The 23,779-nt window shown below is 42.1% G+C and carries 20 protein-coding genes and 1 other annotated feature; of the genes, 2 read left to right on the forward strand and 18 right to left on the reverse strand.

The window, feature by feature from the left end; genetic code table 11:
• The 11 genes from ACJA3J_RS15295 to ACJA3J_RS15345 form a co-directional block, all read right to left on the reverse strand.
• The gene (locus ACJA3J_RS15295) at positions 1-1,041 is read right to left on the reverse strand and encodes a type IV pilus twitching motility protein PilT (RefSeq protein WP_089652675.1); all 1,041 of its coding nucleotides are present in this window, start codon (positions 1,039-1,041) and stop codon (positions 1-3) included.
• A 14-nt stretch (positions 1,042-1,055) separates the two neighbouring features.
• Positions 1,056-2,678: a GspE/PulE family protein gene (locus ACJA3J_RS15300; RefSeq protein ID WP_406944534.1), complete on the reverse strand. Its 1,623-nt coding sequence runs from the start codon at positions 2,676-2,678 to the stop codon at positions 1,056-1,058.
• A 24-nt stretch (positions 2,679-2,702) separates the two neighbouring features.
• Entirely contained in the window at positions 2,703-4,013 is a 1,311-nt protein-coding gene (locus ACJA3J_RS15305; protein ID WP_406944535.1) for a VanW family protein, read from the reverse strand.
• 30 nt (positions 4,014-4,043) lie between these two features.
• Positions 4,044-4,790, reverse strand: a complete 747-nt coding sequence (locus ACJA3J_RS15310) for a PRC-barrel domain-containing protein (protein ID WP_115895279.1) — start codon at positions 4,788-4,790, stop codon at positions 4,044-4,046.
• Between the two features lie 21 nt (positions 4,791-4,811).
• Entirely contained in the window at positions 4,812-6,179 is a 1,368-nt protein-coding gene (locus ACJA3J_RS15315; protein ID WP_406944536.1) for an AzlD domain-containing protein, read from the reverse strand.
• Positions 6,180-6,196: 17 nt separating this feature from the next.
• Complete coding sequence (locus ACJA3J_RS15320) at positions 6,197-7,900, reverse strand: hypothetical protein (RefSeq protein ID WP_406944537.1); 1,704 nt, start codon at positions 7,898-7,900, stop codon at positions 6,197-6,199.
• 5 nt (positions 7,901-7,905) lie between these two features.
• The gene (locus ACJA3J_RS15325; protein ID WP_115895281.1) at positions 7,906-8,406 is read right to left on the reverse strand and encodes a type II secretion system protein J; all 501 of its coding nucleotides are present in this window, start codon (positions 8,404-8,406) and stop codon (positions 7,906-7,908) included.
• Positions 8,403-8,813 carry a prepilin-type N-terminal cleavage/methylation domain-containing protein gene (locus ACJA3J_RS15330; protein ID WP_181898751.1) on the reverse strand — a complete coding sequence of 137 codons (411 nt, stop codon included), beginning with the start codon at positions 8,811-8,813 and terminating at the stop codon, positions 8,403-8,405. Before ACJA3J_RS15330 ends, ACJA3J_RS15325 begins: the two co-directional genes overlap by 4 nt.
• 117 nt (positions 8,814-8,930) lie before the next feature.
• Positions 8,931-10,664: a diguanylate cyclase gene (locus ACJA3J_RS15335; protein WP_406944538.1), complete on the reverse strand. Its 1,734-nt coding sequence runs from the start codon at positions 10,662-10,664 to the stop codon at positions 8,931-8,933.
• Positions 10,665-10,740: 76 nt separating this feature from the next.
• Complete coding sequence (locus ACJA3J_RS15340) at positions 10,741-12,036, reverse strand: bifunctional folylpolyglutamate synthase/dihydrofolate synthase (RefSeq protein WP_406944539.1); 1,296 nt, start codon at positions 12,034-12,036, stop codon at positions 10,741-10,743.
• Between the two features lie 56 nt (positions 12,037-12,092).
• Entirely contained in the window at positions 12,093-14,735 is a 2,643-nt protein-coding gene (locus ACJA3J_RS15345) for a valine--tRNA ligase (protein ID WP_406944540.1), read from the reverse strand.
• A 52-nt stretch (positions 14,736-14,787) separates the two neighbouring features.
• Positions 14,788-15,015, reverse strand: a binding site (T-box leader).
• A gap of 130 nt (positions 15,016-15,145) precedes the next feature.
• Between ACJA3J_RS15345 and ACJA3J_RS15350 the strand changes: the two genes are divergently transcribed.
• Positions 15,146-15,334, forward strand: coding sequence for a hypothetical protein (locus ACJA3J_RS15350; protein ID WP_089652686.1), 189 nt, complete (start codon positions 15,146-15,148; stop codon positions 15,332-15,334).
• On the opposite strand, the gene ACJA3J_RS15355 is transcribed toward ACJA3J_RS15350, so the two are convergent.
• The 7 genes from ACJA3J_RS15355 to hemA all read right to left on the reverse strand — a co-directional run bounded on the left by ACJA3J_RS15355 (position 15,331) and on the right by hemA (position 22,629).
• Positions 15,331-16,308: a LysM peptidoglycan-binding domain-containing protein gene (locus ACJA3J_RS15355; RefSeq protein ID WP_406944541.1), complete on the reverse strand. Its 978-nt coding sequence runs from the start codon at positions 16,306-16,308 to the stop codon at positions 15,331-15,333. The genes ACJA3J_RS15350 and ACJA3J_RS15355 overlap by 4 nt on opposite strands.
• Before the next feature lie 110 nt (positions 16,309-16,418).
• Positions 16,419-17,708: a glutamate-1-semialdehyde 2,1-aminomutase gene (gene hemL / locus ACJA3J_RS15360; RefSeq protein WP_406944542.1), complete on the reverse strand. Its 1,290-nt coding sequence runs from the start codon at positions 17,706-17,708 to the stop codon at positions 16,419-16,421.
• Positions 17,709-17,732: 24 nt separating this feature from the next.
• The gene (hemB, locus tag ACJA3J_RS15365) at positions 17,733-18,710 is read right to left on the reverse strand and encodes a porphobilinogen synthase (RefSeq protein WP_406944543.1); all 978 of its coding nucleotides are present in this window, start codon (positions 18,708-18,710) and stop codon (positions 17,733-17,735) included.
• 2 nt (positions 18,711-18,712) lie between these two features.
• Positions 18,713-19,477 (reverse strand): uroporphyrinogen-III synthase, encoded by a 765-nt coding sequence (locus ACJA3J_RS15370; protein ID WP_406944544.1) that lies wholly within the window; start codon positions 19,475-19,477, stop codon positions 18,713-18,715.
• A complete protein-coding gene (hemC, locus tag ACJA3J_RS15375) occupies positions 19,477-20,406 on the reverse strand; it encodes a hydroxymethylbilane synthase (protein WP_115822592.1) in 930 nt (309 codons plus the stop codon). Before hemC ends, ACJA3J_RS15370 begins: the two co-directional genes overlap by 1 nt.
• An 18-nt stretch (positions 20,407-20,424) precedes the next feature.
• Positions 20,425-21,243, reverse strand: coding sequence for an inner membrane protein YpjD (locus ACJA3J_RS15380; protein WP_089652692.1), 819 nt, complete (start codon positions 21,241-21,243; stop codon positions 20,425-20,427).
• Positions 21,244-21,255: 12 nt separating this feature from the next.
• Positions 21,256-22,629, reverse strand: a complete 1,374-nt coding sequence (gene hemA / locus ACJA3J_RS15385; protein WP_406944546.1) for a glutamyl-tRNA reductase — start codon at positions 22,627-22,629, stop codon at positions 21,256-21,258.
• Between the two features lie 248 nt (positions 22,630-22,877).
• On the opposite strand from hemA, the gene ACJA3J_RS15390 reads away from it, so the two are divergent.
• A complete protein-coding gene (locus ACJA3J_RS15390; RefSeq protein ID WP_258871689.1) occupies positions 22,878-23,360 on the forward strand; it encodes a LiaI-LiaF-like domain-containing protein in 483 nt (160 codons plus the stop codon).
• Positions 23,361-23,779 lie beyond the last annotated feature (419 nt).

Below are 23,779 nucleotides of genomic sequence, written 5' to 3' on the forward strand. Positions count from 1 at the left end.
CTATAAGCCCCCTTCTTTCAAGTATGGAGCCGCATCACGTTCATCAATGACTTTTTCTCTAAGCAATTCCTGAATCGACATCTCCAACGTTTGCATTTGCAGAGCCTTAGACGTTTGCATGACATTTTCAATTTGATGAATCTTTTCATTTCTAATTAGATTTTTGACGGCGGGTGTGTTCAACAGAATCTCAACCGCAGCTCTTCTTCCCTTTTTATCTAAACGCCGGAATAAGCGCTGAGAAACAATTGCCTGCAAAACGTTTGCAAGCTGAACCCTCACCTGCCCCTGTTGGTTTGGTGGGAAAACATCAATGATTCTATCGATTGTGTCTGGAGCATTAGTCGTATGTAAGGTCCCAAATACAAGGTGACCGGTCTCGGCAGCCGTCAGTGCTGTCGAAATCGTCTCAAAATCACGAAGCTCTCCAACCAAAATGACATCAGGATCCTGACGTAAACAAGAGCGTAAACCATTGGCAAAATTTCTCGTATCAAACCCGACTTCCCGCTGATCCACGATGCAGTTTTTATGATTATGTGTGTACTCGATCGGATCCTCCAGGGTGATGATATGCTTGCGGGCGGTTTGGTTAATGTAATCAACCATCGAAGCGAGCGTTGTAGACTTCCCTGAACCTGTAGGACCTGTGACGAGAACAAGACCCTGGGCATAGCTGCTGATTTTCTTTAACACTTGCGGCATGTGGAGGTCTTCAATCGAAGGAATCTCCCGGGGCACAATCCTGACGGCCATTGAAAGGCAATTTCTTTGATAGTAAATATTAATACGAAACCTTGAAACACCCGCAATTCCGTAGGACACATCCACTTCACGGTTACTGATCAACTGTTCATGTAAATCATCAGATAAGATCGCCTTCGCCATCCCATCTGTATCTGCCGGTTTCAGTGAATTTTTTCCATACTTTCTTAACTGACCGTGGATCCTGAATATCGGAGGCACTCCAACTGTTAAATGAATATCAGAGGCCTCATATTCGTTCGCAACCGTCAGGAGCTGATCAAATTTCTCTCTCATGTCTTACCACCTCGCTAGTCGACTTTGGCGACGCGAAGCACTTCTTCTAACGTCGTCAGTCCCTGCTTCACTTTCAACAAACCATCGTCTAATAGGAAAAGCATCCCCTGCTTCAATGCGTAACGCCGGACTTGGTCCATACTGCCATTGTTCATCATCATGGTCCGGATTTCATCATCAATAACTAACACTTCTTGAATGGCCATACGGCCTCGGTATCCCGTGTTTTGACAGCTGTCACAACCCGATCCTTTGTAGATGGTATCTGCCGTCATTCCACGTTTTTGAAAATGTTTCTTCTCCATCTCCGTAAGTGCATGCGAGTGTCTGCAATCCCGGCATATTTTTCTGACTAGCCGTTGAGCGACCACACCTGATAAGGAAGAAACGACAAGATATGGTTCCACATCCATATCAAATAAACGAGGAATTGTAGCGATGGCACTGTTCGTATGTAACGTGCTCAAAACTAAGTGACCCGTCAGAGAAGCACGAATGGCGATTTCCGCTGTTTCTGAATCCCTGATCTCACCGACCATGACAATGTTAGGGTCCTGTCGTAAAATCGAGCGGAGTCCTTTAGAGAAGGTTAATCCAATCGATGTGTTTACCTGAACTTGGTTCAGTCCTTCGATTTGATACTCAACAGGATCCTCTACCGTGATGATGTTGACATCGTCTGTATTCAAACGATTCAAGGATGCATAAAGAGTAGATGATTTACCCGAACCCGTAGGGCCTGTGATAAGGATGAGACCAGACGGCTGCTCAATCAATTGCTTATATTTCTGTGCATTAATTTTATTAAAACCAAGGTCTTCGATTGAACTTAATGCATTAGAAAGGTCTAGAATCCGGATGACGATTTTTTCCCCATAGACCGTAGGAAGGATGGATATTCTTAAATCCACCGGTGAGCGATCAACGTTCGTTTTGATCCGTCCATCCTGTGGCAGGCGGTTTTCTGTAATATTTAGATTAGCCATGATTTTCACACGGGCGATCAGACTGTTTTGGAAAGACTTCGGTAACGTACGCTCCGTCCTTAACACACCATCAATCCTATAGCGGATTAAAACCCGCGATTCCTGGGGGTCAATATGGATGTCGCTCGACTTCAGCTGGACACCTGCTTGAAGCAATTGATCCACTAACTTAATAGCAGGTGCCTCATCCGTGTCTTCTTCATTTTCAACAAGACTCGAATCATTCAAATTATAATGACGGTTGACGGCTTGAAGGATCTCATGCTTTGTTGCAATGACCGGCGAAATTTTAAACCCAGTAGATATTTTCAAATCATCAATGGAAAAATAGTCCATCGGATCCGACATGGCTACCGTCAATTCTTCTCCTTTTCGTTGTATAGGTACTAAAAGATTACGAATAGCGAAATCTTTGCTGACGATTGTGATGACATGAGGATCGATAGGAAAATGAAACAAAGAAACATGTGGGATTCCCAGTTGAAATTCCAACACTTCAATCAATTGCTTTTCCGTCACAAAACCTTTTTCTACAAGAACGTCCCCAAGCTTCTGGTCCGGCATTTTGCTTTCCAGCGCTTCTTGAATCTGATTTTCTTCAATAATTCCTGCATCTTTTAACAAATCGCCTAACCTTTTTCTCTTGATCATGACCGGCTCATCCTTTTTCGTCCATCACTTAGATTCTCCATCAGGAACGACCTCCCAAATGCCATCCTCATTCTTTTGCAATGATTTAGAATCACTGGAATTTCCTTCCCCATCGCCTTCTTCGGCACTATTTTTTCCATCTTTAGAATTAGAGCTGCTGTCTCCATTATTCGATCCTAAATTCTCTGTTGGACTCGCCTCTGAAGCAGGAGGGTGTTCTTCCACTCTAGCTACCGGTGGATAATAGTCTTCTGAAATAAACTCCTCTACTCCATCGGATAAAGATCTGTCAATACGATAAACGGACACAACCTCACCATTTTCCCCTTCTTGTAAAAGATTGTATGTCCCTCTATTAACAAGAGAAGAATATTGGATGATCGTTTTAGGAGATATTTCTTCCCGATCCAACAACTGAACATGAAAATCTGAGGTTGTCGGGTATCCGATCCAATGGACAACAACATTTCCACCTTCTACACTTACAGACAGTTGATAGTCCCCAGAGAATGGGTTGTACACTTTCAGATCCTGGTCTTGATTAACGTCTACATTCGCTTCCATACCAATTTCTGCGTATTCGGGCAATCGGTGGCTGATATGTCTTTCCTGTATGATCATTCCTGCTTTAACACTCGCTCCATAAATCGCAGAAGCCAGCACATCCAGCGAAACTTCATCGTACACTCCATCAATATTTAACAAGCGGTTGAAGGAAAAGACAGCGCCATCTTCAAGCTCTTCTTCATCAAATAGTTTCACAGCCCGATCCATGCTTGTTTCTTGTGGCACAGCGGCCGTTTGACTACCAATGCTCTCGTAAAGAGAGGCCGTATTTCCCTCAACAAAGTCATAAGCGACATACTCTAAAGGGGAATCTACCAATTGTGCTGCATCTCTTTTCACAGTTTCAATGAATTGTTCCTGAGAAAACACTGAAGCAAGTGAATCATTCATATAAGATTTCAAATCCGTCACATAAGACTCATTAACGGTAACCTGCAAATCTCGAATGGTTGTATCCATAGCTTGTTCAACAGTTGATGCTACATCGAACTGGATCATGTCCGGATCAATGGTCAGTTCTTTCCCATCCAATTTAACTACAATCGAATGGTTTTCTTTCCAGTTCTGTACTTTTTCTGAAAGCAGTTGTACCGCTTCTTCTTTACTTTTTTCTGATACATTGACGGAAGCAATCACAGTATTCTCCGGGAGGTGTTTTCCAGTGGTGACATATTGAATAGCTGCTGAACTTCCGATTGTAAAAAGAAACATCGACATACCAACAGCAACCACTAAAAAAAGCAGCTTAAGATTCAATGATTGTTTCAACTTTTAACATCTCCTCTGGATCTATTTGCATTACTTCACATTCATGCTCAATTCAACCATGACGCTTGGACCGTACTGTTTTAATTGATCAATTTCAGTCTTGGTTAAAACCGTTCCTTCTGTGACTACGGTTTCACCCTGAGAATTCACAATGTTTTTTGTCGCTTGTTTCCCTTCCAACAATTCATCCTGCTTACGATCGAGATCATTCACACGCTCCTGGTTAGCGGTTGTTGAGAAATGGAAAGATTTCTTTATTTCTACTGGTGCGGAAGCTTCTTTTGGACTACTAGCTTCCACTTCTCCTGTTGAAAACTCTTCGTTCAGTATGATCAGGTTTTCACCATAGGTAATAATGTACTCAGATGAAACTTCTATACTATCTTGATCTCCTGTTGTCACATCTACAGAAATAATTTGTCCATTCGTTTCATTTACATAGTACTCCGTGATTTCTCCCACTAATTCCCCAACACGAGTCATAACTTGAGCACCTTTAATATAAACCTTTTTGTTAATCAGTTGATTCGCAATCGGGATCTCATTTAAATCCAAAATGGAATGCGTACTCTCTACCGTAATCGCATATTTTCCGATTCCGATGATTTTTTGGAATGGAATCGCCTTTACGCTCACTTGCCAGTCTTCATGCTCCACCGTCAAAAAATCAACAGAACCTTTTTCTGGATTGATTACGATTGATTTCACACGACCGATTTCTTCACCGGCTGAGATGCTGATAATTGGAAATCCGATCATTTCTATGCTCTTTTTCATGTTCTCTCTACACACCCATCATTATTTTGTATATTGAACTTGTTGTTGAAGTACATACCTTAACTCTTCGATAAGCAGCGAGTATGATGCGAACTTATCAATCAACTCACCTACAAAAAGTACAAGCTCATCTGTTTTTTCGTTCTTAATGTAATACTTTATTAAGAATTTAGAGATTGAGTAGTATTCCAAATTTGGTAGTTTCTCAGATAGATGAGCTTTAACATAATTCTCGTACTCCACTCCTGTCATTTGTTCTTCCATATATTCAATCTTTTCAATCATTAACTCAAGCAACTGTTTCCTTAACGCTTCATCTGCTATCAGTTCTTCTTCATAATCTTCTTCAAGAGCAAGACTATCTTCGTTATCTTCAATATCTGGGTCTATATCATGATTAGTGATCGGGTATATGATTTCTTCCTGATTATCTACAGACATTTCTTCTTCCTGTTTGTTCATTTCCCGGGTAATATCTTTGTCAGAATCTGTTGATTCGTTGATTTCATTTATGATTTCTTCTTCAGATTCTAAATCTTCTTCAACAATACTGTCGTGTGTATCATCTATATCACTTGGAAGCTCTTCAGCCTTAATGAGTTCAAGTTCGAGATCGTTTTCTTCGATATCTAAATGAAAATTCCTTTCCGCCATTAACTCTTCTTCTGTAGCGTCCTCCGAATTCTCAAGGTCCTCTCCATATCCTTCACTTTCTTCTTCCATTCTTAACTGGGCAAGCTCTTCATCTAATAAAAGAGCTTCTTCATCGCCCTCGGAGAAATTGAACTTATCTTCCTGGGTTTGTATATCTTCTACAGATGAATCTTCAGTTAAATCATCATTCTCTTGAATGGCTTCTTCATCCTCATTCCAGTTAACTTCAACATCGCTTGACCGTGAATGTTCTCCTTCTTCCCCTATTGTTTCAAGCGCGGGAATGCCTTGTTCTTCTTTCGTTTCCAGGTTTTTATATGATAAACCTTCAATCTGAACAGATCCCTCTTCAGATATAGGACCCCCAAACCCTTCCGAATTCTCACCTTCTAAAATATGTTCTTCATCCTCTTCGTTCTGGTATCCATAATCATAGTCTTCTGTATGAGGGGTATTCTTTTGTACACCTGGTGTTACACCAGTGTTATCTTGGCCAGCAAACACCTGAGATGCTTTTTCTTGCAAGAGAACAGTAAACACAATTCCGAGTACAAGCGTTGCAAGAATTCCCATCCAGAAAGTATATGTAATCGTTGCCAGAAGAGCTAAAGAACTAATTAATGATCCTGTAAGCCATAAAATCATCCGTCCCTTCATAGGCAGGTTTATGGGTATAAATCGAAGGATGATAGATGCTAAAGCAATGGTAACTAACCATATGTATATGTCTGTCATGATTGCTCCTCCTTCCCTTATTGATCATAAAAGTGAGAATCTATTTGTTTTACTGTGACTTTATCGACAGTAGGTATGCCATCAGGTGGATTTAGAATAAGTTCTTGAGCATACTCTATAGTCAGCCTGGACAATTGAGGATTAATAGAATCTTGATTGTTCTGTACATACAAGGGGTCACGACTACTTGAGAAATTACTGGAACCATGAAAATACTCATCACTGGATGAGCCTTTAACAGCATTTAATGTTACATTCCTTCCATATACGCCTCCACGGATTTTCAAGTTTGAGCCAACACCGTAGATATCCAAATCGCTGTTCGTATAAAAGAAGGCATTTATGACTTTCGGTTCATTGTTATACAAATTATTGTTAGCAATCGTCAATTTACCTTCACTTACTACAACGAGTGTTCCGCCACTTTCGTTAGATAAATTTTCAATACGTCCGCCTAAACGAGTGTAAAGCGTTCCGTTCATATTTAAGTCTTCACTTATATCAATCTCATGGTTTGTGTAAATGCTTCCTTGAAAGGTCAAGTCGCTTATATAAATACCGCACTTGTTGTTTTGAGTATTGTTTCCATTACAATTCTCATTTTTGGGATATCCATTGATATACATGAATTTATTTTCTGGCAACACGACTGTTCCAGTTAATTTAGCATTCTCATGAACATATATGGATCCATCAACGGAGAGAGAGGACTCATCATTTCCATCTGGTTCAATAGTAATATCTCCGTCCACAATTAAGTTCCCACCCACTTTTAAATTAGACCCTTTTAGTTTAAGGTCTCCACGAATATAAGTATCACCATAGAACCGATCAGGAGCTTTTGGAGATTTCCCCTGTCTTTCGTAACCTCTTTTAATGACCTGATAACCATCAATCTCATCTATGTTGCCAGGGTAACCTCTCGTGGTTATATCGCCCATTGGATCGTTTCTTTTTTCAGTGATATATTCTAATACCTTTAACGGGGCAACATCTGGGTTTTCATCTACTATTCTAGGTTTTATCTCAAAGTAAGAGTCCAAATCCTCTTCTAATATTCTCCATTCCCAAAGCCATCCCGGAACTTCATAGCGTCCCTTTACTGATAAGTCACCCTTGATAGATGGATAGGAAGTTTCAGCCCAACGACCATAGCCAGATATGAAATATGCTTCATCATGTAACCTTAAATCATTACCAACGAATACATCACCCTTAATATAAGGCGCTCCGTTCAAACGCATGTCCCCTGGAGTTACTGCCCCATACCTGAATACATCAGCGATCGTAGAAATCGTAAATGTACGGACTAACGTTTTATCTGAACTTTCTACATCAACCTCTATATCGATCCTTTGCAAAAACACACCATTCTCGCCATCTTTCAAGACTTTTTTCTTAATAAGCCCTTCATCACCCAGTCTTTGCTCTGCTTGATGAATAACACTATTGATTCTACTGATGACTCCACCTAAACCAGGGGTCGCTTCAGCAAGATCATCATTGATTTCATCGACACCTTTCATGATATGGGCCTGAGCTTCCTGCACTGTCATTTCAGCATCCGCTTTCGTCTCAATGAAATCTGTATTAGCAGAAGAAAACTGCTGAGAACCGATTGTATAACTCATCAAACTCAAGCCTAAGATGCTAAAGATGACAAACATAATTAGAACGGTAACAAGGACATAGCCATCTTCATTTTTAAAAGAATTTCTCATTTCTATCACTCAGTCCCTAAGCGGAAGATTTTTACCAGGCTGTAGGTTTCATCTGTATTTTCTTTAAAAATTTCTAAATGGACCGTCAATTTATCACCATTAAGCTCGAATGTTGTATTGGATAAGTCCATATCATCAGCATTTTGTTGAATATCGTCTATAAGTAAATGACCATTTTGAATGGAGACATCTGTCGTTTCTTCTATGTAAGTAAAGACTGAATCTTCACCCATTCCATTTAAACGAGCCGCTGTTGCAGTGAATGCTTGAAAGGTCGTTGTATCCGCATTTTGGACTTTAACGGAATCGACGTTGATCAAGTTTTCCTCTAAACTTAAGATGAGTATATTTGCCTCTTTTCTTAGCTCCGTTTTAGTCGATGACGTTTCAACGGCACCTGTGACAAAATAAAATGCATGATAAGCAGCTGCCATAACAATCATGGAGAGGCTGACTACGGCTAAAATTTCTACTAAAGTCATGCCTTTTTCGCTTTTAATATTCATCTCTCTACATATCCTTCTAATTGAGTCTCTTTATTGTTCGCTGAGACCGTAACGACGATTTTCGTTAAGTAGTTAGTCAAACTAGTCTCATCAGGATCTGTCACCAGCACATGCCCTTCATATTGTTCGACTTTTTTGCCGGCTGGCAATTCTAGCAGATCAGGGATGTTCACTGGTATTTCTCCCTTGCCTTTATGATCGTCCAAATCTTCGAGAGATTTGGATTGATAGGCTTTCAGTACACCGTCTGCAATTTCCATGGTCGTAAAGTCCTCATCAATCGTATTTGATTGTGTTATTGTATTCATAATGATTTGTGTCGAAACAATGAATATGACAAGAAGTAAGGCCATGGCAACAATCACTTCTACAAGTGAGAATGCTTTCTCTTCCCCAAAATCAGGCATTCGCCTTCTCCCCCATTTTGCATCTATTATCAAAATTATATCGTAAATATAGGACTTTGTCCTGTGAGAATTCGACAAATTACCTATTAAGCTTACAAAAAAACTGTCCAACATTAGTCATTGAACAGTTTCAATCAGTTCTTTGTAGCTTGCCACACGATCTCGCCCTCTTTGTTTCGCCCCTATGTACATCGCTCGATCCGCTTGACGAATTAAATCAAAAGCTTCTTCACAATGATCAGGATAAGTAGCTACCCCAATACTCGCTGTCACTGAGATAGATACAGGCTCATGTGATTCATGAATATGTAATTTAGAAATAAAAGGTTTTTGTATGATCCTCGCGCGTATGGAATGGGCTACTTTTAATGCCTCACTTTGAGAATACCCTGGCAAAAGAATCACAAATTCCTCTCCACCATACCTTGCAAGTGTCCCATGTCCACCCACTACCTCTTGAAGTCTATCTGATAGTGAAGCGAGGACTTCATTGCCACTTTCATGTCCGTATGTATCGTTCACACGCTTAAAGTGATCAATATCCAATAAAACGAGGGAAATCGGCGCTCCTCTTTCTTGCCTTTGATTCATTTTAAAGATGTTCACGATATGGTCCTCAAAATAACGATAATTGTATAGGCCAGTAAGAGCACAACGCTCACTTTCTGCTTTCGTTTTCTCATAATGTCGAGCATTATCTATCGCCACACCTAAATAGTTGCCCAGTATATTTAAAATCATAAACTGAAATTGTAGGAAAGCTCGCTTTTTGGTTGAGTAAATGGTAATGACCCCAACAATTTCTCCATTTCTCTCAACGGGTACAGACAATACCGTTTCAGCACGGTCAGGAGTATATTGATTTTCTAAGTGGGACCATTCCGATTTCTTTTTATAAAAGACACTCTTACCTTCCTGCCATGTATTGCCACTGATGCTTTGCCCCATGGAAAGTTGAATATTAGGAAAATCAATTTCACCCGATCGATCAAAGAAACGGATCAGCTCCATCCGTTTGTTCTTATTAACGTCATAGACATAAATATAATCCACAGGAAGGAGTTCGCTCAATCGATCGACAAAAATATCAAGCACTTCTTTAACTCCGAGTTTTCCTGTCAGCTCATGTCCGATGATACTCGTCTTTCTTAGATATGTATTCACTTGATTACTGTTATGGTAAAGCATCAACATCCCTGAAATAAAAACGAAAGGAATGCCGACAAAGAAAATTCCACTCATTCCAAACTCTGTGTAAACTATATAAAGGACAAAGCCAATGGGCAGGACAAGACTTGACGTCAACAGTTCCCAGGCAAAACCTTTATCGAGCCATTTAATCTCTTTATTATAAAGGACTTTTGCTACAAATTTTATTGAGAATTGGTTGAGGACAATTTGGGAGAGTGCATAACTCACGATGGGTACGGCATCGCCTATATCATTCACAGCTGATGGGCCGTGTGTTCCTCCGAGGGCGTAATAGATTCCCGCGGAGACCACTGAAATCAGTAAAAACATAAACAAATTTATCGGTAATCGGTGCAGGTTTGTCCGACCGAGTCTCATTTTTGCCATTAATGCTAAGATAGCCACCTGAGAAACAATGATCTCTATAAAAAGTCCATAATATAAAAAAACTGCAAATGCGATCCCCTGCGTAAAAAATACGGGGTGGTCTCCGATTTGCAGCGGAAATAAAGCTACGATGGAAGCAAGGATGATAAAGGCAGCAATTTCTACCCTATTTCCTTCTATAACGGGGGATAACCATAAGTACAAGTAAACTAAACTAGCAGGCCAAATAGCTGCCCACACAAACCAAACGGCATATTTCTTTTGCTTCGTCATCCTACCACCCCACCCTAAAGACCTACATTTACGCACGACTATTTTACCATGAGAAATTCAGAACATTACTATCCTATCACGAATTTTCTTTACTTTCAAAATATTTCCTGACTTTAGATATAAAATATAGCGATCCTGTAATGAGCAGAACGCCGTCTTCTCCAACATTGAAAGAGGCTTTACGAATGGCCTGCTTGTAATCTTCAATAGCGATGGTTTCCGTTATCTCCGAGTATTCAGCAAGCTCATGCCCTTTCAACGCTCTAGGAAACTCAAATGTTGTCATATAAGCAGTATCGACAACACTCTCCAGTTGTTTCAACATTTTTTTTACAGGCTTGTCTTCTAAGGCAGAATAGACGAGGACAATTTTTTTACCTGCGTAATGACGTTTCACCGTTTCTACAAGAGCGCTCGTCCCCTCTTCATTATGGGCCCCATCTATAATCGTCAAAGGCGCGTCCTTAACTTTCTCAAACCTTGCGGGCCAACGTGTGGATGCCGTGCCTTTTCCATAAAGACTACGGTCAATTTGAACCCCAAGAGACCTTAACACTTCTGCGGCCTGAAGGGCCAACGCCGCGTTTTCCACCTGATGAGGACCTTTCATCTGACTTACATAGGTTTCAGAATGGAACGTTTCATTTGAGAAAACAAAACTCTCTCCTTCATCACTACTAGATCGATGAGTAACTTCAAAATCCATGCCAAGTCTGAACACCTTTGAATCACATGACCGCGCTTTTTTAGTGATTACGTTTATAGCTTCCTGCTGCTTGACTCCAGTAACTACAGGAATGTCAGGTTTGATGATTCCCGCTTTTTCTACTGCAATTTCTCCTATTGTAGCACCTAGAACATTCATATGATCATGTCCGATATTTGTAATAAGGGATAGCACAGGGGTTAGGATATTTGTAGAATCAAACCTTCCTCCCAAACCTGTTTCAATCAATACAATATCAAGCGGAGCCTCGGAAAAATAAAGCATGGCCATCGCTGTTATGATTTCAAATTCCGTAGGTTCTCCTAAAGAGGTTTGTCTCAATTCTTCAGATAAAGGTTTGACTCTGAGAACTAGTTCAGCCAATTCTTCATCTTCAATCGGACGTCCATCCACACTGATTCTCTCATTGAACTTCTCTATATAAGGTGAGGTGAAAGTACCGATGGACATTTCCTGCTCTTTTAGGATATACCGGAGAAAAGAGAGCGTGGACCCTTTCCCGTTCGTTCCCGCGATATGGACCGCTTTGAATTTTTTCTCTGGATGATCCAGCCTCTCCATCATCCATTCCATTCGCTTCAACCCTGGCTTCACTTTGAATTTTTCTCTAGAGTGAATCCAAGCAATTGCATCTTCATAATCCATTTCTATTCCCTCTTTTCAAAAAAGGAGAGTACTCCGTAGAATACCCTCCTCCTTCTTTATGCTTTTAACTCTTTGATTCGTGCTTCTACTTTGGCACGCTTATCAAGATAGTCTGTTTCTTTTTTGCGTTCTTCTTCAACGACATGTCCTGGGGCTTTGCTTACGAAACCTTCGTTGGAAAGTTTCTTTTGAACACGTGTGACTTCTTGATCCCATTTCTTCCATTCATTCTCAAGACGCTTGATTTCATCTTCGATGTTAATCAATCCTGCTAATGGAAGATACAATTCCGCACCAGTAATGACGGCAGACATCGCTTTTTCAGGTGCCTGCAAGTCTGTTGCAATCGTCAGTTCACTAGGGTTGCAGAATCTTTCTAAATAGTCACGGTTCTTCTCAAGCTCTTTGACGATATCGTCGTCTTTCGCCTGGATCATCAACTGGATCTCCTTGGACATCGGTGTGTCCACTTCTGAACGGATATTACGCACAGATCGGATGATGGAAACAAGACGATTCATTTCTTCAACCGCTTCTTCATTATGGAAATCCTCTCTTACCACCGGCCATGAAGCCTGTGTAATGGACTCTCCTTCATGAGGAAGGTGCTGCCAGATTTCTTCTGTAATGAATGGCATGAATGGGTGCAGCATACGCATCGTCTGATCGAGCGTGTACGCAAGAATGGAGCGGGTCGTATGGATACGCGCTTCGTCTTCTCCATACAATGGCAGTTTCGCCATTTCAATATACCAATCACAGAAGTCATCCCAAATGAAGTTGTATAGGTGACGGCCAGCTTCACCGAATTCATATTTATCGATGTTCGTCGTCACTTGCTCAATCGTCTGGTTGAGACGAGTCAAAATCCATTGATCAGCAACTGATTTTTCACCTGTGATATCAATGTCTTCATGCTTTAAGTCGCCCATGTTCATCAAGGCAAAACGGGAAGCGTTCCAAATCTTATTGGCAAAATTCCAAGTTGATTCTACTTTCTCCCAGTGGAAGCGTAAGTCCTGACCAGGAGATGAACCAGTGGATAAGAAATAACGAAGTGAATCGGCCCCGTATTTATCAATGACATCCATCGGATCGACACCATTTCCAAGCGATTTACTCATCTTGCGTCCTTCAGCATCACGAACAAGACCGTGAATAAGAACATCGTTGAATGGACGCTCGTTTGTAAACTCTAGGGATTGGAAAATCATGCGGCTTACCCAGAAACCAATGATGTCATATCCTGTAACGAGTACGTTGGTTGGGAAGTAACGTTTATAATCTTCACTGTTTTCATCAGGCCATCCCATCGTAGAGAAAGGCCATAAGGCGGAAGAGAACCAAGTATCCAGGACATCTTCATCCTGTTTCCAGTTTTCCGGATCTTTCGGCTCTTCTTTACCGACATGAATTTCGCCCGTTTCTTTATGGTACCAGGCAGGAATACGATGGCCCCACCATAATTGTCTGGAAATACACCAATCTCTTGTGTTCTCCATCCAGTGTAGATATGGCTTTTCAAATCGATCAGGAACAAACTGTACTTGATCGTCTCCCTTTTGCAAGTCGATCGACGCATCAGCAAGTGGCTTCATATCAACGAACCATTGCGTGGAAAGATAAGGTTCAACGACGGCTCCGCTTCGCTCAGAGTGACCAACGGAGTGCAAGTGTTCTTCAATTTCAAAGAGAACACCATCATCCTGGAGGTCCTTAACAATTTGTTTACGACATTCAAAGCGATCCATACCCTTATACTTGCCGGCATTTTCATTCATCGTTCCGTCTTCATTCATGACAAGAACTCGCTCTAGATTGTGACGGTTCCCAATTTCAAAGTCGTTAGGATCGTGCGCTGGAGTGATTTTCACAGCCCCAGAACCAAACTCCATATCGACATAATCATCAGCGACAATTTCGATTTCCCGACCAACAATCGGCAGGATCGCTTTTTTACCGATCAGGTGCTTGTAACGTTCATCTTCCGGATGAACGGCAATGGCTGTATCTCCAAGCATCGTCTCAGGACGAGTGGTTGCAATCTCAATCGTGCCTTCTTCATCTTTCAACGGGTAGCGCATATGGTAAAACGCACCTTGCACATCTTTATACTCCACTTCGATATCAGACAAAGCCGTCTGCGTGGCAGGGTCCCAGTTGATGATATATTCTCCGCGGTAGATCAGGCCTTTGTCATAAAGAGTTACAAAAACTTCTTTAACAGCCTCTGAAAGACCCTCATCAAGAGTGAACCGTTCACGAGAATAATCAAGTCCAAGTCCAAGCTTTTCCCACTGGGCACGGATGAATTTCGCATACTCATGCTTCCACTCCCACGATTTTTCGAGGAATTTTTCACGGCCGAGATCATGACGAGAGATGCCTTCTTCACGAAGTTTTGCGTCTACTTTTGCTTGTGTAGCAATTCCCGCATGGTCCATGCCCGGTAGCCAGAGTACATCATATCCCTGCATCCGCTTCACACGTGTCAAGATATCCTGCAATGTCGTGTCCCACGCGTGGCCGAGGTGCAGCTTCCCTGTAACGTTCGGCGGTGGAATGACGATTGTATAAGGTTCCTTGTTTTTATCTCCTGTTGCTTCAAAAAATTTACCATCTACCCAGTATTGATACCGGTCCTTTTCTACGGTTGCCGGATCGTACTTTGTAGGCATTGAAAGATCTTTTTGATCCATTCGATCTTCCTCCTTTTATTCTCTTTATAAAAATAAAAAACCCTTTCATCCTAAAAAGGACGAAAGGGTTTCATTTCCGTGGTACCACCTTTAATTTACAGGAAGTCATTCCTGTACACTCAAATAAAAATAACGGCTTCTAACCGGCTTCTCCTACTCGTTGTTCAAAGAAGCTGCATCAAGGGCGACCTTCCATCAACAGGGTTCCTGGAAAACTCTCACCAACTGTTTTCCTCTCTGAAGGAATTGTTCATGTACTCTTCCCTATCTAAGCATTTCACGTATAAAGACTATAATACATATTGTATATAAAAAAGAGGCATTTAGTCAACTCTGTCAAAGAAAAAGGCGAAAACCCCTGAGCAGATTGCCCAGGAGCCTTTATTCTCCTATGAAAAGAGGTGCTTTTTATGAGTCGTTTGTATCGTTATCGTCTGCCTCCATGGTGCAGAACCTGGTTGTTTGTCATTGAAAAATCCTTACTTCCCATCGTTATTTTCCAGGCACTACGAACCATTATCTTCCCGACTACTTTCGATATCTTCCTTCTCGGATTGGTCCTGGGTTTGTATCTCGCTTTCAAATATAAATGGATTTAGTTCGGAATATACACAATCTGCCCAGGAGAAACGTCATCTTTATAATCGTTGACTCGTTCTAATTGTTTCACAGATACCTCATACTTTTCCGCAATAGAGGACAGCGTTTCTTCTTCCTGGGCAATATACATTTTCATCTGTGTGTACGTGTCCTCCCTGTTCGGGAACAGGTGTTTGAAGATTTGTTTGATCCCGTCCATGCCTCCAGGTGCCTGAGCACTTTCTTGATCGGATTCTTCGCTGCTGGACTCTTCTACACTGACTTCGCCCCATTCGCTACTATCATAGGAAGGCTCTTCAGGAGGTAACTGGGTATTTTCCTGAGCATGACCAAAAAACTCTGGAAAACTTTGTGATTTCTTATAAAACCAACGGCCATCATCATCGTCTTCTTTATGCTCACTTTCATCTTTTTCATCAATCCGAAAAATAGGCGCTTCACGTTCTGGCAGGACAGGAGATTCTTTTGGACTTTGTTCTTGGAAATTGACCGGACCGACCGTCGCGGATTCATCAAACGTCGGTTCATTAGATGCTTCTAGTTGTTTTTCTTCCAGTCCGTTTATATTCACATGGGCATGAAGGCGAAGTTGACGATTGGCTGGAAGTTCGTAATCAAAACTTTCGATGTCGATGAGCACATCTTCCAAATTCGATACCCTTTCTAATGGAACAGTGATTTCCACTGGGAAAGAGTGGCTGAACGTATGAATCCCTTCTTCTGATGGTTCGACTACATCCATGGTTCGAACAGAAGGTGCAAGAGGACTTTCATCCTGCGCATCCTGGCTTCCAGTTGGAATGTATTCGCCTGCAAGATCGACAGTCCCTTTCAACCGGACCTCATCTCCAAGCTCTTCAATGGTAATTTCAGGTTCTAATGATATGCCGATTAACTCGCGAACGCCCTGTCCTTCCTTGAACCATATGGATTCATCTAAATAAAAGGAAAATACATTTTGTTTGTTTTGCAAAGTACGGTCCCCTCCCTAAGGTAATAAACACTTTTCTCTATTACCACCTTATGCGAGAGTTAGAGTAATATACATAACGAAAGCGCATGGGGATTCCCCATGCGCTTTTATTATCCTTTAATTTGTGAAAAGACTTTCTCAGCCGCTTGAATTGTTTTCTCGATATCTTCGTCCGTATGTTTGACAGACAAGAACAACCCTTCAAATTGAGAAGGCGGTAAATACACACCTTCTTCAATCATTCCCTGGAAATAACGCGTGAACAATTCCAAGTCGGATTGGTTGGCTGTTTCAAAGTTCGTTACAGGTTCGTTTGTAAAGAAGAACCCGACCATTGAACCCGCCCGGTTCACTGTCAGTGGAATGTCGTGTTTTTCAGCGGCTTCCTCGTAACCTTCAATCAGGCGATCTACTTTTTTGTTAATGGAAGCATATGCTTCTTCCGTCATAGCGGAGATGGTTTCATAGCCTGCCGTCATCGCGAGCGGGTTGCCAGAAAGCGTACCGGCTTGATAGATATCTCCAACAGGAGCGACCCGTTCCATGATTTCTCGCTTTCCACCATAGGCGCCTACAGGAAGACCGCCTCCAATTACTTTTCCAAGGCAAGTCATGTCAGGAGTCACACCAAAGTGGCCCTGAGCACTGTAGTATCCAACACGGAAACCAGTCATAACTTCATCAAAGATCAGGACCGTCCCATTGTCTTCCGTCATCTTTCTTAACTCTTGCAGGAAGCCATCATTTGGTGGGACGACACCCATGTTTCCGGAAACAGGCTCAATAATGACAGCAGCTAGATCGTCTCCGAACTCTTCGAAAACGTATCGGACGCTTTCTAAGTCATTGTAAGGGACCGTTATCGTATTTTGCGCAATGGATTCCGGTACACCGGGAGAGTCCGGCAGTCCAAGAGTCGCTACGCCAGAGCCTGCTTTGATCAGCAAGGAATCTCCATGGCCATGGTAATTTCCTTCAAACTTCAAAATTTTATCGCGGCCTGTGTACCCACGAGCCACACGAAGGGCACTCATCGTCGCTTCTGTTCCTGAGTTCACCATACGCAGCATTTCAATAGAGGGCACCCGTTCTCTTACAAGGGAAGCCAATTCGTTTTCCATTTCTGTAGGAGCACCGAAGCTCGTCCCATTCGCTGTCGCTTTGGTTAAGGCTTCTGTCACCTTTTCATCGGCATGGCCTAAAATTAATGGACCAAAGCTTAAGACATAATCGATGTATTCATTGCCATCGAGATCATAGAGTTTAGAACCTGCACCCTTTTCCATAAAAATCGGATCCATCTGCACAGATTTAAATGCACGTACAGGGGAGTTCACTCCACCTGGCATTAAGTCTACTGCTTTCGTATAGGCTTGTTTTGAACGATCAAATGTTTTCATTTTACGACACCCTTTCTGTCCGCGTTATTGATTTAACCAACGAGCTGCATCTTTAGCGAAATAAGTAATAATGAGATCAGCGCCTGCTCGTTTCATAGAGGTGAGTTTTTCAAGAACCATTTCTTCTTCATTTACCCAGCCATTTTGAGCTGCTGCTTTGATCATGGAATACTCCCCACTGACATTGTAGGCGACCAGTGGCAAGTTGAAACGATCTTTCACTTCGCGCATGATGTCAAGATAAGCAAGCGCCGGTTTAACGATCAGGAAGTCTGCACCTTCTTCGACATCCGACTCTGCCTCCCTTAACGCTTCCAGGCGGTTCGCAGGATCCATTTGGTAAGCACGGCGGTCACCAAATTGAGGAGAGCTATGAGCCGCATCGCGGAATGGACCATAAAAAGAAGAAGCATATTTAACAGCGTAAGACATGACAGGGATGTGACTGAACCCTGCTTCATCAAGGCCCTCACGAATAGCCGCAACAAAACCATCCATCATGTTCGATGGGGCAATGATGTCAGCGCCTGCTTCCGCTTGAGTGATCGCTGTTTTCGTAATGTAAGTTAAAGACTCATCATTGGCAATATCTCCATCGCGGACAATTCCACAATGACCATGATCGGTATATTGACATAGACACGTATCCGCAATCACGGTTAAGGAAGGAAAACCTTCTTTAATTTGACGGATGGCACGTTGGACAATCCCCTCTTCGTGATAGGCTTGACTTCCTACGTCGTCTTTTTCTGCTGGTACACCAAAGACAATGACAGATTTAATATCCAACCCGACCAGCTCGTCCATTTCCTCATTCAAGTGATCGAGGGAGACTTGATGGACTCCCGGCATCGAAGCAACTGGATTTTTGATGTCTTCTCCTTCTACAACAAAGATCGGGTAGATTAAATCTTCCGTACGAAGATGGGTCTCTCTCACAAGCGCTCTCATGGAATCCGTTCGGCGCAAGCGACGGTGGCGTTTGAACTGCAAATCTTTCATATTTATCTTTTCCCTTCGTTAGAAAAATAGTAAGTCATTTGTTTTAACATATGGGCGATAGTGAACTGATCGGGAACGTGAACGTTGGTAAACCCACATTTTTTTGCTTCTTTAGCTGTCGTCGGACCGATACAGAAACAAGGAATCTCTCCACCTTGATTCTGGACCATAGACACAAATGCACGTACGGTCGACGGACTTGTAAAGGTTAATGCATCAATCTCTCGTTCCTGAATCCACGCAAGGAGTTCAGGCTTTTTTTCTTCCACTAGTAGCGTATCATACACGGTCATGGAATGGAAAAATACACCCTTGTCATTAAACATGCGAGGAAGAGCGTCTCTTGAACGATTTCCTCTTATGTACAAAATATTGCCAGGCTGAGGCTGGCTGGAAAAAAACTCTTTCCCCATCGAAGACGCATGATATTTTGAAGGGATGAAATCAGCCTTAAATCCAAAATCATTTAAACGTTTCTCGGTTTTAGATCCGATGATGGCGAATTTAAGAGATGGTGGAACCTCAATCTTGTACTTTTTCAGAAGCTCGAAAAAAAACTTCACGCCATTCGCGCTTGTGATAAACACCCAGGAATAGTCGTGAAGTCGTTTCAAAATCTCTTGATGAGATTCAGAATCATTCAATTGGAAGGAGAGAAGGGGAGTGTGATAGACAACTCCACCTTCTGCTTCTATTCTTTCAATAAATGAGCGTGCTTGGGACTGTCCTCTCGTCACGAGAATTCTCTTCCCTTGCAATGGCTGCATTATTGGTCATACTCCTCTTTAGCACGATCCACAATCTCCTGCGCTCCTTGTGCTTTCAAACGATCCGCTGCTTCTTTCCCTACTTCAATTGGATCTGTACCTGAAACCGTTTCATGCAAGATGGTCTTTCCATCAGGTGTACCGACAAGCGCTGTCAAAACGATTTCCTCGCCTTTACGGTAGGCATAACCACCAATAGGAACTTGACAGCCTCCATTCAAATCATGGAGGAATTTACGCTCAGCAGCCACCGTCGTTTCAGTGTACTCATGGTTCAACTTTTTAAGGAAGTCGCGTAATTCTGAGTCGTTCTCACGACATTGAATCGCAAGAGCTCCCTGCCCAACAGCAGGGACACAAACATCAGGCTCTAGATATTCGGTTACAACATCATCATCCCAGCCCATACGTTTTAACCCTGCAGCTGCGAGAACAATAGCATCGTAGTCCTCTTCCTTACACTTACGGAGGCGTGTGTCGATATTCCCTCGAATCCATTTGATTTCTACGTCTGGGCGTACGGCCTTGATTTGAGAACCGCGTCTCAAACTACTCGTGCCAACGATCGCTCCGGCAGGAAGGTCTTTAAGAGCAACGTTCCCATTCGAAACAAAAGCATCACGGTGATCTTCACGAATCGGAACAGCCGCCACCATCAATCCTTCTGCCACTACTGCAGGCATATCCTTCATACTATGAACAGCCATATCAATTTCTCCATCATACATGGCCTGTTCAATCTCTTTAATGAATAGCCCTTTACCGCCTACTTTAGAAAGCGTGACGTCAAGGATTTGATCACCTTTCGTCGAAATTCGTTTGATTTCAAACTCATAGGATGGATCGATCTGTTTCAACTGGTCGATCACCCACTCTGTTTGTGTAATCGCTAAATTACTTTTGCGTGATCCGATGACGATTTTTCTCAAAACATTTCCTCCTCGATACTAAAAATGAAAGTTAGATAATGAACCAAATAAAAAGAAGTTGATCAATAGAAACAGGAATGCTGCTGCATTGAATATAGCGATCGTCCGTCCCTGATACCCTTTTATAACTCTCAGCGTCAAATAAACGATGTAGACGAGTAATACGAGTAACGATCCAAGTGTCTTAGAATCATACCAGTAAAAAGCTGCCGTAGAGACATATCCCCAAACGACACCTAGAATGATGGCAATCAATAACAGAGGGACACCTAATATGATAGCCACATAAGAAAAGTGATCCAATTTTGTTAAATCACCAAGGCGGAATAATTTTGCATCCCATTTCTTCCTCTTCAATAAGCGGTACTGCAACAAATACATAACGGAAAAGATAAACGACAGCGTAAAGAAACCATAAGATATGATCGCTAAACTGACATGGATAACAAGCAGCTCATTAACGAGAGCCACTCCCCTATTTTCCAAAACATTTTGAGCCCTCGTAGATATGTGAATAATCATAATCAAAAAACCGACCACATTTGTGAAGAATACGAGAAAATCCACTTTGAAAAGTCTGTTAATGATGAGGGAGAACGTCACTAGAATCCACGAATAAAAATACAATCCATCATAAACCGTCATGATCGGAAAATCATCTTTGACAAAAACCTGCGAAAGCAGAAAGAAGGTTTGTAAAACCCAAACCATACTAAGTAACCAGAAGGCAGTAATGTTCGCCTTCCGGTTATTTTGTACAAAGTCGATGAAGTATCCAATGATACTCAATCCATATAGAAAAAGGATAAGTTCATAAACCCATTTGAATTCAAGCATTTTACTTCCACCTTATGAATGGGCTACAGGGCTGATGATAGAGATGGAATCACTGGCCTCTGTATCGTTCTTCACCTTCGCGCTGTTCTTTTTTTCTTGTTCTTCCGCCTCTTTTTTCACCTGCTCTTCTATACCAAAGATTTGAGTGAATAAACGCAAGGTTTCCTCTGAATCTGGCTGAGCTGCCATTTCCTTCGCTTGAGAGATCGGTTCTTTCAACATTTGATTGATGATACTCTTTGTGTGTTTACTCAATACTTTTCGTTCACGATCGGTTAGCTCCGGCATCTTTCTTTCAATACTCTTCATCGTTTCCGCCTGGATATTTAAAGCTTTTGAACGAAGAGCTGAAATCACAGGAACAACGCCAATCGTTTGCAGCCATTGCTTAAACTCCACAATCTCCGCTTCAATCATGATTTCAATTTCTTTTGCTGCTTGTTTCCGGAGTGCAAGGTTCGCATCTACGATTCCCTGCAAGTCATCGATATCATACAAGAAGACACTTTCCAGAGCTTCCATTGCCGGATCTAAATCTCGTGGAACAGCAATGTCTACAAAGAAGAGAGGTTTCCCTTTTCGTTTCTTATGAATAGGTTCCATCTTTTCCTTCGTAATCACATAGTCTGTTGCACCTGTTGAGCTGATGACGATATCAGCATCCTCCAACACACCCTCAAGCTCGTCCATCGTGTGCGGGTGTCCGTTGAATTGACCAGCTACGTTTTGAGCTTTAGCTAACGTGCGGTTGACGACCGAAACTTTTCGGACCCCGGACCCATGTAGGTTCTTGGCAGCTAACTCGCCCATTTTTCCTGCACCCAGGATGACAATATGCTTGTGGACAAGATCACCAAAAATCTTCTTAGCAAGCTCTACCGCCGCGTAGCTTACAGATACAGCGTTTTCACCGATTTCCGTCTCTTTATGTCCCTTTTTCGCCATAGTAACTGCTTGACGGAACAACTGGTTGAAAATGGTTCCTGTTGTCCCAGCTTCCTGAGCCTGCAGGAAAGACTGCTTCATTTGACCGAGAATTTGAGTCTCTCCAAGGACCATAGAGTCGAGACCTGCCGTTACACGCAACAAGTGCTCAATGGCGCCGTCGGTTTCGTAAATAGAAAGAAATGGAGAAAACTCTTCTTTATCGATGTCGAACCAGTCGGATAAAAACTGTTTGATATAGTAACGGCCTGTGTGGATTTGATCCACAACCGCATAAATTTCCGTTCGGTTGCATGTAGAAATAATCACATTTTCCAAAACACTTTTTTGTATGTTGAGGTGCTGCATGGCTTCTGTCAGCTCATCCTCAGAAAATGTGAGCTTCTCGCGAATTTCCACAGGGGCTGTTCTGTAATTAAGACCGATAGCTAAAATGTGCATTTCATCTACCCCCATTAAACGTTCAAGACTTATCACATATCCATTAGTATAGCACAAAATCCGGACGAGTTTTCGTTAGAAATATGAACAGATTTTGAATCCCTTATGATAGGATGAAATTAGATGATATAGAAAATAATAACGATTTATTTAGAAGAACTTTAAATTATAATCCGATTGTAATATACCAAAACCTACGCATAATCGCAAGGATGTGACATTTTTGTACAATAGAAAAGGATGTGTTCATGCTGAATAAGCAAAATTCCCTTATCGGACTATTATTTATCGGCTTAGGTGTTTACTATTTGCTTCGTCATCTCAATATTCCCGAACTGACACCATTTTACTCATGGCCTACTTTAGTAATATTCATAGGTCTGGCCTTTCTATTACATAGCTACTGGACAAAAGATCATTCATCCTTGTTCACCGGTGTAATACTGGCTGGATTCGGTTTGCATTTCCTAGCCGTTAACCACGTCCCTTTCTGGTGGGATCACTGGGGCATGTATCTTATTATTGTTGGCGTTGCTTTTCTATTGCATTATAGAAAAACAAAGAATGGTTTGATTCCTGCCCTTTTATTTCTTGGTATCGGATTATTTGCCATGTTCGCCCCAACCAACCCTGCTTGGTTCCAATGGATTCAGGGCGTTTTTCAGTTGATCGAACGTTTCTGGCCACTTGTCCTTATCGCTTTTGGCTTTTATCTACTAAAAAAGAAATAACCACTCATTCACAAAAACTCCCTATTCTTGAAGACTCAGTTTCGAGACTTTTGTTGAGTGGATGGGGGCTGCGGGGAATGACTCGCTTTCCGCGGGAGCGCGGTGAGCCTTCTCGGACTGCGTCCTGTGGGGTCTCACCATGCACTTTTTTCCCGCAGGAGTCTCGCCTTTCCCCTCCGCCCACTTGCCGGAAGAGATTCTCGAAACTACCTCCCAGTAATAGGAGCTTTTATGGTTAAGAATCCTATATCGACGCGGGTTAAGGAGGATTTTACACAGAACTAGGCAGGGTGCTTTAAGAGCGATTTCGAGAACCTCATATGGTAAAGGGGCGGAGGGAAACGGTGAGACTCCTGTGGGAAGTGCGTGGTAGATGAGACCCCGCAGAGCGTTAGCTCGAGGAGGCTCATCACTCGCCC

It is taken from the genome of Halobacillus sp. SY10 (assembly GCF_045401165.1).
In the GTDB taxonomy this organism is placed as follows: domain Bacteria; phylum Bacillota; class Bacilli; order Bacillales; family Halobacillaceae; genus Halobacillus; species Halobacillus aidingensis.